8 protein-coding genes are annotated in these 11,973 nt (G+C 54.0%); 6 read left to right on the forward strand and 2 right to left on the reverse strand.

Going from position 1 to position 11,973, the window contains the following annotated elements:
- Window positions 1-264: 264 nt before the first annotated feature.
- Entirely contained in the window at window positions 265-480 is a 216-nt protein-coding gene (locus ACJJID_RS05980; protein ID WP_020413094.1) for a cold-shock protein, read from the forward strand.
- A 749-nt stretch (window positions 481-1,229) separates the two neighbouring features.
- On the opposite strand, the gene ACJJID_RS05985 is transcribed toward ACJJID_RS05980, so the two are convergent.
- Window positions 1,230-2,210: a CsiV family protein gene (locus ACJJID_RS05985; RefSeq protein WP_444921901.1), complete on the reverse strand. Its 981-nt coding sequence runs from the start codon at window positions 2,208-2,210 to the stop codon at window positions 1,230-1,232.
- A 132-nt stretch (window positions 2,211-2,342) separates the two neighbouring features.
- A complete protein-coding gene (gene mfd / locus ACJJID_RS05990) occupies window positions 2,343-5,822 on the reverse strand; it encodes a transcription-repair coupling factor (RefSeq protein ID WP_444921902.1) in 3,480 nt (1,159 codons plus the stop codon).
- Between the two features lie 308 nt (window positions 5,823-6,130).
- Between mfd and ACJJID_RS05995 the strand changes: the two genes are divergently transcribed.
- From ACJJID_RS05995 to ACJJID_RS06015, 5 genes are all read left to right on the forward strand, one after another.
- A complete protein-coding gene (locus tag ACJJID_RS05995; RefSeq protein WP_444922613.1) occupies window positions 6,131-7,591 on the forward strand; it encodes a glyceraldehyde-3-phosphate dehydrogenase in 1,461 nt (486 codons plus the stop codon).
- Between the two features lie 393 nt (window positions 7,592-7,984).
- Complete coding sequence (locus tag ACJJID_RS06000) at window positions 7,985-9,325, forward strand: Na(+)-translocating NADH-quinone reductase subunit A (protein ID WP_444921903.1); 1,341 nt, start codon at window positions 7,985-7,987, stop codon at window positions 9,323-9,325.
- A 2-nt stretch (window positions 9,326-9,327) separates the two neighbouring features.
- Window positions 9,328-10,539, forward strand: coding sequence for an NADH:ubiquinone reductase (Na(+)-transporting) subunit B (locus tag ACJJID_RS06005; RefSeq protein ID WP_444904951.1), 1,212 nt, complete (start codon window positions 9,328-9,330; stop codon window positions 10,537-10,539).
- A complete protein-coding gene (locus ACJJID_RS06010) occupies window positions 10,532-11,314 on the forward strand; it encodes a Na(+)-translocating NADH-quinone reductase subunit C (RefSeq protein ID WP_152453276.1) in 783 nt (260 codons plus the stop codon). The genes ACJJID_RS06005 and ACJJID_RS06010 overlap by 8 nt, the downstream gene beginning before the upstream one ends.
- Before the next feature lie 2 nt (window positions 11,315-11,316).
- Window positions 11,317-11,973, forward strand: coding sequence for an NADH:ubiquinone reductase (Na(+)-transporting) subunit D (locus ACJJID_RS06015; RefSeq protein ID WP_152453278.1), 657 nt, complete (start codon window positions 11,317-11,319; stop codon window positions 11,971-11,973).

Genomic DNA, 11,973 nt, shown 5'->3' on the forward strand with positions numbered 1-11,973 from the left:
TATATGTGGAGCTTAATCGGGATTTTGACGGTTAATTATGCCTAGTGGTAAAAACGTAGTATTTATTTCACATAGAAACCTAGACACTGGCGCTGTTTTATCTAAGAATCAGGTTACGCCCTTTGGGTATCTCTCAAAAGGGTGAAGCAAGATAGCATTCTGCATGGAGCAGTTTGTTAACAATGGGGTGGCGTTTGCCCCTCTTGCCGAAATAAGCAGTGAGGTAATAGAGGTAGGCGCAATAACAATAATGAGGTTTTCTCAATGAGTGATCGCGTTACAGGTACAGTGAAGTGGTTCAATAACGCACGGGGTTATGGCTTCATCACCTGTGGAGAAGGAACTGAAGATATTTTCGTTCACTATCGCAGCATTCGCGGAGAGGGTTATAAAACCCTTAACGAGGGGCAAGCGGTTGAGTTCGAAATGCAACAAGGTGACAAAGGACTGCTGGCGGAAGATGTTGTTCCCTGTGAGTGATTTTCGGATCGCTCGTTGAAAGAACTGTTATCGTGTAGAGTTTGCGGTAGCCAGCCGCTAACTCTGCCAGCGCCTCTAAAGCGGGCTGCTTGGCTCGCTTTTCTATCTCCCCCCCCCTTCGCCCGGTTAATCTATTTACTGAGGTGATATGCCTTTCGCGTGTGACCAATTACATCGATTCCGTTTCGCGTTGTGTTTTCTCTAATAATTAGCCCCTTGAAATATTCAGAAAAATTAAATTTTTTCACGGCTTTAATAAATATGAAATCGATTTAATGGTATGTGCGCTTTAATGGCTGGGGTTGGATGCGGTGTATTTGTTGGGGGATATTTGAAAGCTTATGGTTTTACTTTTAAATTTTTCACTTACTTATGTGGCAAATAGCTTCGAGTAAATTTCGTTAGGGTGAGTCAGTGTTAAGGTGAGTCAATATTAAGGTGGGTCAATATTAAGGTGGGCCAATGTTGAGGTGAAGAGGATTTCCTGATTTGCTCCTAGCAGTTGTATGTCTATTCACTATTGAGATCCTTCTGAATCACTCTTATAGAAAAATTTTATTGCCTTAGGAACAATCAAATTCGTTTGATTGTCTCGTTGGGTTTGGTGGATATTGTTTGGCTGCTGCGGGATTAATTTGTTTTTACTTTTGAATGGGTACGCTATTAGGAATGAAATCCCCCCCCTTTCAGGAAAATAAAAGAGGGGGATATTTTTGTGGAGCTTCGCAGGCTTTTTATTTGCTGGTTTTCTAAAGGGTGTCAGAGCTTATTTCTTCGGTGGGCTCTTCTTTGATGCCGGCAACCGTGCGAATTTCAATCAGAATGCCAAATGCCGGATGGTCAATATAGTGAAGCTGGCCACTTCGCATACGGCGCTCATGTTGTAAATGAGCGGCTCGCATAACATGTACTGGCTGTTCGGCAACTGGACGCGAAGCATCAAGGGTCATTGGTTCTTGTCTCGCAGCTGGACTAAGAGCATCTTGCGGCTCTTGATTGGAGAAAGAATTATTTCCTTCATGGGCAAGGTGTGTGGAGGCCTCTTCAATAGAGGCTGTCGGTGTGACTCTGGGGCGAAGAGGCAGGCGGATACCTTTTTCGGATGCCGGAGCTGAAAAGTCGCTTAGCCAGAGGTTTGTACTTAGGTGCAAATAGCGAGAGACGCTCAAGGTGATCGAGCCCTCCAGCTGATGGTGTCCAGCATAGGCGTCACCACCGTCAATCAGAATCGCTGGAGACTTGTGCTTTTGTTCCAGCACCTGGTGCCAGGCTTTGTGAAACAAAATACGGTCCCCGCCTCTCACCAGTGCGGCAACCTTGTTGTCCAGCTTGGTGGCTACCGGGGAAAGCATCAAGCGGGAGAGTGGCGTCTCGTCAGTAGTGTTGCCATTGAGTCCCATCGCTTCAAAGCCGATAGGCTCCTCGTCCAGGTTCGTCGTTCCGCGAGGGTCGTGGGTGGACCCGTTAGGTTCTGAAAGTGTGGGGGCCGCCGGGCTTTTAGAGGTTTCCTTTTGATGTGTGCGGGTATTGAAATCCACCCAGCGACTTGGGTATGAGAGCTTGGGCTCTGCAGGCCAGGTTTCACTGGTTTGCGCCATGCCTTGGGGGCGCTCGAATACGATCATCTCGATCTCAAAGGTATTGCCGGCATAGTTCGCCGCCTGAGTGGCCGCGGCGGAGAGCGCCAGGGCCAAGGTAGAGCAGAGGTGCGCTATCTTTTTTATGGTCATGGGTTTACCACTTTTTTCCATCTGTCTGTTGTCAGGGCCTGGAGGCATTCTGCAACTGGGTATCTGTGCGGGGGATTGTGGCAGGGGGTTGCTCCCCTGTCGATCGACCCCATCACCGGTTGCAGGGTGCTATCACTGGGCCAGTCGCTCCAACACTTCGTTGATTTCCTGTAGTTTGCGCTCGGGGCCCTCTTCATCGAGGCTGAAGTTCAACTGGTTGGCACCTGCAAGTTGATAGCGTCCCGGCTGGGTCTGCACCATTTTCACTAAAGTCAGGGGGTCTACCTGGGTGTTCTCGGCAAACTCAATGCGGCCGCGGACAGCGGAGGCCTCCAGCTTGCGAATCCCCATTTTATCCGCCTTCAGTTTAATTTCTGTGGTGCGGAACAGGTGTTTTACCGGTTCGGGCAGCAGGCCAAAGCGGTCGATCATTTCCACCTGAAGCTCTTTGAGCTGTTGGCGATCGACGGCATTGGCGATGCGTTTATACATCATCAGGCGGCCGTGCACATCCGGCAGGTAATCCTCGGGGATTAGTGCCGGTACTCGCAGATTGACATCTACCGCCGGGGATTCCAGGGGTTCGTCGATATTGGGAGTGCGCCCCTCGCGGATGGCCTTCACTGCGCGATCGAGCATCTCCATATACAGGTTAAAGCCCACGCTCTGAATCTGTCCGCTCTGCTCCTCGCCAAGTAACTCGCCGGCACCGCGGATTTCCAGGTCGTGGGTGGCCAGGGTGAAACCGGCTCCCAGATCCTGGGCTTCGCTGATAGCTTCCAGGCGCTTGATGGCATCGCCAGTCATCGAGCGTTTGCTGGGGGTGAGTAAATAGGCATAGGCCTGGTGGTGGGAGCGCCCCACACGGCCGCGCAGCTGGTGTAGCTGGGCTAGGCCAAATTTATCCGCACGTTCGATCAGGATAGTGTTGGCCGTAGGGACGTCGATGCCTGTCTCGATAATGGTGGTGCAGACCAATACATTGAAGCGCTTGTGGTAAAAGTCACTCATGACCTGTTCCAGCTCGCGCTCGCGCATCTGGCCGTGACCAATACCGATACGGGCCTCGGGAATCATTTCCTGCAGTTCCCGGGCAATACGCTCAATGCTCTTAACCTCGTTATGCAGGAAGTACACCTGCCCACCACGGAGGATCTCCCGCAGTATGGCTTCCTTCACCAGGGCATCGTCGCGCTCGCGTACAAAAGTCTTTACCGATAGGCGTCGCGCCGGTGGGGTAGCGATGACCGAGAGATCTCGAATACCGGCCATGGCCATATTCAAGGTGCGCGGAATCGGTGTGGCTGTTAGGTTGAGGATATCCACCTCCGCGCGCAGGCTCTTGAGTCGCTCCTTCTGACGTACACCGAAACGGTGCTCCTCGTCGATAATCAGTAATCCCAGGTTTTTGAAATCCAGATCGCTCTGCAGCAATTTGTGGGTGCCGACCAGGATGTCCACCTTGCCGCTCGCTACTTTCTCTTTCACGCTGTCCACTTCTTTGCCGGAGCGGAAGCGGGAGATGACCTCGATATTGATGGGCCAGTCGGCAAAGCGATCCTGGAAGGATTGGAAATGCTGCTGTGCCAGCAGGGTGGTGGGAACCAGCATGGCCACCTGTTTGCCGGCGTGGGCGGCGACAAAGGCTGCACGCATGGCGACTTCGGTTTTACCAAAGCCCACATCGCCACACACTAGTCGATCCATGGGTTTTTTCGACAGCATATCGCCGACCACGGCTTCGATAGCTTGCTGTTGGTCCGGGGTCTCTTCGAAGGGGAAACCGGCGGCGAATTCGCGATAAGCCAGTTTGGGATCGGCAAAGGCATGGCCGACACGGGCTTCCCGGCGGGCGTAGATATCTAAAAGCTCGGCGGCGGCATCACGTACTTTTTCGGCCGCTTTGCGTTTGGCCTTTTGCCACTGCTCACTGCCCATTTTATGCAAGGGGGCCAGGGCTTCGTCAGCCCCGGAGTATCGGCTGATCAGGTGCAGGCTGGCTACGGGCACATAGAGTTTGGCCTCATCGGCATATTCCAGGGTCAGAAACTCTGCCGGCTGCCCATCGATTTCAAGATGTTGCAGGCCGCGATAGCGCCCCACGCCGTGGTCGATATGTACCACCGGGGTTCCGATTCGCAGTTCCGCCAAATTTTTGACTGCATTGTCAGCATCATCTTTGGCTTTTTTACGGCGGCGCTGTTGAAGCACTCGTTCGCCAAACAGCTGTGGCTCCGCGATCAGGTTGATGGCGGGGTCGCTGAGCAGTAACCCCTGATCCAGAGGGGCTACAGTGATGCCGATGGATTTATCGCTTTGAAGGAACTCTTGCCAGCTTTGAAAGGTGGGTGGAGATAAGCGTATGCCTTTGAGTAGCTCAAGTAGTGCCTCGCGGCGCCCACCGCTCTCGGCACAAAAGAGTACCCGCCCGGAATACTCCATCAAATAACTCTCCAGGGCTGCCATGGGCTGCTCGGCTTTTCCGTCCACTGGTAATGTCGGTGGCACCTGGGTGTCAAAGTTGTGATTGCCCTGAGTCTCGGGCAGTGTCTCGTTGGAGAAAATGGCTCTCGGCATCGACTTGAGTGCACCGTTGAACTCGTCGATATCCAGCAGAATTTGGCGGGGCTGCAGGATCGGACGGGTCAGATCGCCGCGGCGGCTTTCATAGCGGTTGCTGACCTCGCGCCAGAAGCTGTCTACTGGTGCTTGAATATTCCCCTGAATAAATGCCTGGCTGTTTTCTGGTAGGTAGTCGAACAGGCTCGCGCAGTTATTATCGAAAAATAATGGCAAATAATATTCGATGCCTGCTGGCGCAATGCCTGCACTGATATCCTGGTAAATGGGCGCCAGACTGGGGTCAACTTGAAACTGTTCATGCCAGTTTTGCAGGAAGCCGGAAAGGCCGGCTTTATGCATAGGGAATTCCCTAGCGGGCAGTAGGTGAATAGTTTCCACCTTGTCCACGGTGCGCTGGGTTTCTGGATCAAAAGTGCGCAGGGACTCAATCTCATCATCGAACAGGTCGATGCGGTAGGGCAGCGGGCTGCCCATAGGGAAAATATCCATGAGTGAGCCGCGCACGGCAAACTCGCCGTGTTCGTAGACGGTATCTACACAGTGATAGCCGGCCTGTTCAAGCAGGCGGCGCTGGATATCGATATCAAACTGTTGCCCCTCATTGAGGATCAGGGCATTGCCGGCCACATAATCGCTGGGAGGCAGGCGATGCATCAAAGTGCTTACAGGGACGATGACGATACCGCTCCCCATTTGCGGCAGGCGGTAGAGAGTGGCCAGGCGGTCCGAAATAATGTCCTGGTGGGGAGAGAAGGTGTCGTAGGGGAGGATCTCCCAATCGGGGAAATGGAAGATCTGAAAATCGCTCTGTGAGGTCCCATCTCTCCGCGCTTTGTTAAAAAATTTCAGTTGCACCTCTAAACGGTGTGCTTCAAGGCTGTCCCGAGTGACCAGCAGAGTAGGGGATTGGCTGTTGCGGGCAGCATTGAGAATGGCGAGCGCGGCCGCTGCGCCGTGTAGTTGCCCCCAGAATTGCCGGTCGCTATCGCCGTGAAATTTGGGAGGAGTTAGAGGCTGTATATCGGTCATCTTTCCTTAAATATCCGCGCTTTCATTTGCTGTAGTGCCAGGGGCGGCTATTGTAGCCGCGATCGGATTAGGCTGCAGTCTATGATATCTGCGCCGGTGAATTTGGTCTCAAACGGCTAGGCTTTTTTGGGAGATTGCGCATCGGGACAGCTTGTGGCAACAAAAAGGTAGTTTTACTACATTTTTTTGGTTTTTTTTTGCGCAGTTGCACAGCCGTGGGTGAATCCTGATAATGCGCAGCCGTACGGCCCCCGAGTGGTTTGTGGGCCGAGATTTCCTGCCTATTAAACACATTGCAGAGGTGTCCGATAGTGACTCAGAAGCGACCGAAGCCCGCGGACTTTTTCAAGGATTGGAAGCAGCGTGAAGCGCTGGCCGAATCCATGATCCCGATGATTGGAAAGCTCAACCGCGAGCAAAACGTCGGCATTTATATGTACGGCCGCAACCTGGTTAACCGCTCTGTACTGAGCATCATGAAAGCGCATCGCTTCGTGCGTCAGGTTGAGGAAAACGAACTCTCCGAGTTTGAAACCTTCCCGGTGTTGGAAGCTATCTGCAAGCTGGAGCTGGGCCCTGTCCACATCGACCTGGGAACCCTGACCAACAAATTTATGCGCGATGACCGCGGCCTGTCCGTGGACGAATTTGTACGTGAAGAGCTGTCCGACGCAGCGGGTGCCGGCAAGCCTCTGCCCGAATCCAAAGATGTTGTGATCTACGGTTTTGGTCGTATCGGCCGTCTGGTTGCCCGCCTGCTGATCGACAAGGCCGGTAGTGGTGATGTTCTGCGTCTGCGCGCTATCGTACTGCGCAAGGGCAAGGCCCCCAACGATCTGGTGAAGCGCGCTTCTCTGCTGCGCCGCGACTCCGTACACGGCGCTTTCCAGGGCACTATCCGTGTAGACGAGGAGACCAACTCCCTGATCTGTAACGGTAACGAAATCAAGATTATCTACGCCAACTCCCCACAGGAAGTGGATTACACCCAGCACGGTATCAACGATGCGATTATCGTTGACAGCACCGGTGTATGGCGCGATGAAGAAGGTCTGAGTCAGCACCTGCAGAGCCCAGGCGCTTCCAAGGTGCTTCTGACTGCGCCGGGCAAGGGCGATATCAAGAATATCGTTTACGGTATCAACAGCAGCGATATCAAGCCGGAAGACAAGGTGCTGTCTGCCGCTTCCTGTACCACTAACGCCATTGTGCCTGTCCTGAAGGCGATGATGGACGGCTACGGTGTTGAGCACGGCCACGTAGAAACCGTACACGCCTACACCAACGACCAGAACCTGATCGACAACTATCACAAAGGTGAGCGTCGCGGTCGCGCTGCAGCGCTGAACATGGTTCTGACTGAAACTGGTGCTGCCAAGGCGGTTGCCAAAGCGCTGCCCGAGCTGAAAGGTAAGCTCACCGGCAACGCAATCCGTGTTCCGACCCCCAATGTTTCCATGGCGATCCTGAACCTGAATCTGGGTAAAGAGACCACCAAGGAAGAGCTGAACGAATACATGCGCGATGTGGCACTGCACTCGCCACTGCGTCAGCAGATCGATTTCACCAACTCCCCGGAAGTGGTGTCCAGCGACTTTGTTGGTTCCCGCGTTGCCTGCGTATTCGATTCCACTGCGACTATCGTGGATGGCAAGAATGCGGTGCTCTACTGCTGGTACGACAATGAGTTCGGCTACAGCTGCCAGGTGGTTCGCTGCCTGGAAGACATGGCTGGCGTTCGTTACGAGTTGTTCCCCAAGAAAGACTAAGGCGTCAGCCAAAGGTCTGCAGGTCGGCCCGCAGGGCTGACCGTAAGGGTGGGGCGGCAGTCACAGCCGCCCGCCCACTTCTCGCCAAATCCCTGTTTTTTCAGTAGAAATTTCCTATCTCAGAGCCACTTTGGACGCTTCCAGGCTGGTAAAGCTTTTGCCCCATCTTTATAATGCGCGCGATTTTGCGGGGCGGCCGTGCGCCGAGAAGTTAGCGCGCACAACCATTAGTTAGCTTCCTTCCGCCCGGTCTACGGGTGAAACGGCATAAGCCCTCGCAGCACAGAATTCCACAGTATGGCTCGCCAGTCCGGGATTGACTGTTTTTCAGTTTGAACCTGGGCGGGTGAGCTTTATTGCAATTTTATAAACTAGAAACTTAGGCATAGGCGTATGAGAAAGATCCGTCGGGGATTGGACTTACCCATATCCGGCGCGCCCGAGCAGGTCATCCACAAAGGACCTGCGATCAAGACCGTTGCTGTTCTCGGCCCCGATTATCACGGGATGAAACCGACAATGGCAGTGGCTGTAGGGGATCGCGTCAATCTTGGTCAGCTACTGTTCAGTGACAAAAAAACCGAAGGTGTGCGCTACACAGCGCCGGCCGCCGGTCGTGTTGTTGCTATCAATCGTGGTGCCCGCCGTGTTCTGCAATCCGTTGTGATTGGCATAGACGGTGATGCAGCGGAACAGTTCCAGAGCTACAGCGCAGATAAGCTGTCTGGCCTGACACGTGAGCAGGTTGTTGAGAACCTGGTTGAGTCTGGCATGTGGACCGCACTGCGCACCCGCCCGTTCAGCCGCGTCCCCGCTTTGGATGCCAAGCCGGAAGCGGTGTTTATCAATGCGATGGACACCAACCCACTGGCTGCCAATCCAGAAGTGGTGATTGCCGAGAATCCTAAAGCCTTCTCTCAGGGCGTTGAGATTCTTTCCAAGCTGGCTGAAACCACTTACGTCTGTACCGCCCCTGATGCAGACATCCCCGTACCGAACGCTGCGAATATTCGCCGCGAAGCTTTTGCCGGCCCCCATCCGGCTGGCCTGTCCGGTACCCATATTCACTACTTGAATCCGGTTTCCGGTTCTCGCAGTGTATTTACCATTAACTACCAGGATGTGATCGCCGTAGGCAAACTGTTTACCACCGGTAAACTGTTCACCGATCGCGTTGTTTCCCTGGCCGGCCCTCAAGTCAAGCAGCCGCGTCTTTTGCGCACTCGTCTCGGCGCCAGCCTGGAAACTTTGACTTCCGGTGAGCTGAAAGGTGATAACGATCGCGTTATTTCCGGCTCCGTATTTGGCGGCCGCACCGCTGAAGGTCCTTTGGGTTACCTGGGTCGCTACCATAATCAGGTATCCGTCCTGGAAGAGGGCGATGAGCGTCCTTTCCTGCACTACCTGCGTGCCGGTAACAAGCGCTTCTCTGTTTTCCCGATTTACCTCTCGCGCCTGTTCAAGAACAAGCTGTTCAACTTCACCACCAGTACTAACGGTTCCGAGCGTGCCATGGTGCCGGTCGGCACTTATGAGAAGGTCATGCCGCTGGACGTACTGCCGACCCAGCTACTGCGCTCCCTGATCGTGGGTGATACCGCTATGGCCCAGAAACTGGGTGCTCTGGAACTGGATGAGGAAGATCTGGCACTGTGTACCTTTGTGTGTCCGGGCAAGTACGAATACGGCCCCATTTTGCGGGACAACCTGACCCGTATTGAGAAGGAGGGGTAAGTATGTTGCGTAAATTCCTCGATTCTATCGAACCGAAATTCCACAAAGGCGGCAAGTTCGAAAAGTTCTATGCCCTCTTTGAGGCCATAGATACTGGCTTGTTCCAGCCGGCTGATAAAACCAAGACCACGGCTCATGTGCGCGATGGTATCGACCTGAAGCGTATTATGATCACCGTGTGGGCTTGTGCGATGATCCCTGCCTTCTACGGTATGTGGAATATCGGTTTCCAGGCCAACACTATTCTGGAAGGTATGACCAATCCGGATCTGTCCGGCTGGCGTCACGCCATTATTGGTGCTCTGACCTCCTATAACCCTGCGAGCCTGTGGGACAACTTTGTCTACGGAGCTATGTACTTCCTGCCGATTTATGCGGTCACCTTTATTGTGGGTGGTATCTGGGAAGTGCTGTTCGCCGCTGTGCGCGGTCACGAAGTGAACGAAGGTTTCTTCGTAACCTCCATTCTGTTTGCTTTAACCTGTCCGCCGGATCTGCCTCTGTGGATGGTGGCTATGGGCATCAGCTTCGGCGTGGTGATCGGTAAGGAAGTGTTCGGTGGTACCGGCAAAAACTTCCTCAACCCGGCACTGACCGGTCGTGCGTTCGTATTCTTCGCCTACCCGGCGGCCATGTCTGGCGATGCTGTCTGGACTGCGGTTGACGGTTACACCGGTGCAACTGCGCTGTCTGTTATGGCCAGCGAAGGTATCCAGAACGGTATCGTGAACGCTGCGGTTGGCCAGGTAACCTGGTTCGACGCTTTCTTCGGCAAGATACATGGTTCCATCGGTGAAACTTCAACCCTGGCTATCCTGATTGCCGGTGTAATCCTGATGGGCATGAAGATCGCCAGCTGGCGCATCGTAGCCGGCACCCTGCTGGGTATGATGGCCACCGCATTTATGTTCAACATGATCGGTTCCGAAACCAACCCGATGTTCCAGGTACCCTGGTACTGGCACCTGGTGGTGGGCGGTTTTGCTTTCGGCCTGATCTTTATGACCACTGACCCGGTTTCCGCTGCCATGACCAACACTGGTCGCTGGTGGTACGGCATTCTGATCGGGGTGATGGTTGTCCTGATTCGTGTAGTGAACCCGGCCTTCCCGGAAGGCATGATGCTGGCGATCCTGTTCGCTAACCTGTTCGCTCCGCTGTTTGACCACTTTGTGGTGCAGTCCAATATCAAACGGAGGTTGGCACGTGGCTAATAAAGATTCCGTAACCGGTACTCTGATTGTCGCGCTGGTAATGTGCCTGGTGTGCTCCGTAGTGGTTTCCACTGCGGCGGTAATGCTGAAGCCTGCCCAGCAGGCGAATGCCGAGCTGGACATGAAGCGCAACGTACTGATGGCTGGTGGCCTGCTGAAGGACTCTCACGCTAACAAAGCGCAAGTCGAGAAAGCCTTCGCCGATGTGAAGATCAAATACGTTGACCTGAACACCGGTAAGTTCACCGATGAAGCGCCGGCTGGCGGCAGTGGTCGCGCTGCTTCCAAGATCCCCTCTGCCAGTGAGAGACTGCCGGCAGACGAGGACACCGCTAAGATCATCCGCCGGGAAAATACCAAAGAGGTATACCTGGTGGAGAAAGATGGCAAGCTGGACAAGATCATTCTGCCTGTCCGTGGCTACGGCCTTTGGGGTACCTTGTACGGCTTCCTCGCGCTGGAGAGCAACCTCGACACCGTAGCGGGCCTCGGCTTCTACGAGCACAAGGAAACTCCCGGACTGGGTGGCGAAGTGGACAACCCCAACTGGAAATCCCAGTGGGTTGGTAAGCAAGTCTTCGACAGCCAGGGCAACGTCGATATCAGCGTGATCAAAGGGCAGGTTAATCCGAAAAGCCCGAATGCGATTCACGAAGTAGACGGCCTGTCCGGTGCGACTCTGACCAGTAAGGGCGTTAGCAACCTGGTGAACTTCTGGTTGGGTAACCAGGGTTATGGTCCCTTCCTGAAAAACCTGAAAGCAGGGGAGGCATAAGCATGAAAATTAAAGAGACTCTGCTAGAGCCGATTTTTAACAACAACCCGATCGCGCTGCAGATCCTGGGTATCTGTTCTGCACTGGCTGTAACCAGCTCGCTGCAGGTGACCCTGGTAATGTGTATCGCCCTGACCTCGGTTGTGGCCTGTTCCAACGTTGCGGTATCTCTGATCCGCAAGCAGATCCCGAACAGTATCCGTATCATCGTTCAGATGACCGTGATTGCCTCATTGGTAATCCTGGTGGATCAGCTGATCAAGGCATTGGCTTACGACATCTCCAAGCAGCTGTCCGTATTCGTTGGCCTGATCATTACCAACTGTATCGTAATGGGCCGTGCGGAAGCTTTCGCTATGAAGAATCCGCCGCTGCCCAGCTTCTTCGATGGTCTCGGTAACGGTCTGGGCTACAGCGTTATCCTGATTGGTCTCGCGGTAATCCGTGAACTGTTCGGTGCTGGTAAGCTGTTCGGTGTGGACATCCTGACCACCGTGAGCAACGGCGGTTGGTATATCCCCAATGGTCTGCTGTTATTGCCGCCCAGCGCATTCTTCCTGATCGGCCTGTTCATCTGGGCAATCCGCGCCTGGAAGCCTGCCCAGGTTGAGCAAGACGAGTTCAAGATTGCGCCTAATTCCCAAGCGCAGGAGGCCTAA

This window comes from Microbulbifer sp. CnH-101-G, assembly GCF_052466775.1.

What these genes read in the sequence shown, in the direction of transcription:
- ACJJID_RS05980 (WP_020413094.1), top strand. Translation starts at nt 265, where the DNA reads ATGAGTGATCGCGTTACAGGTACAGTGAAGTGGTTCAATAACGCACGG.
- ACJJID_RS05985 (WP_444921901.1), bottom strand. Translation starts at nt 2,210, where the DNA reads ATGACCATAAAAAAGATAGCGCACCTCTGCTCTACCTTGGCCCTGGCG.
- mfd (WP_444921902.1), bottom strand. Translation starts at nt 5,822, where the DNA reads ATGACCGATATACAGCCTCTAACTCCTCCCAAATTTCACGGCGATAGC.
- ACJJID_RS06000 (WP_444921903.1), top strand. Translation starts at nt 7,985, where the DNA reads ATGAGAAAGATCCGTCGGGGATTGGACTTACCCATATCCGGCGCGCCC.
- ACJJID_RS06005 (WP_444904951.1), top strand. Translation starts at nt 9,328, where the DNA reads ATGTTGCGTAAATTCCTCGATTCTATCGAACCGAAATTCCACAAAGGC.
- ACJJID_RS06015 (WP_152453278.1), top strand. Translation starts at nt 11,317, where the DNA reads ATGAAAATTAAAGAGACTCTGCTAGAGCCGATTTTTAACAACAACCCG.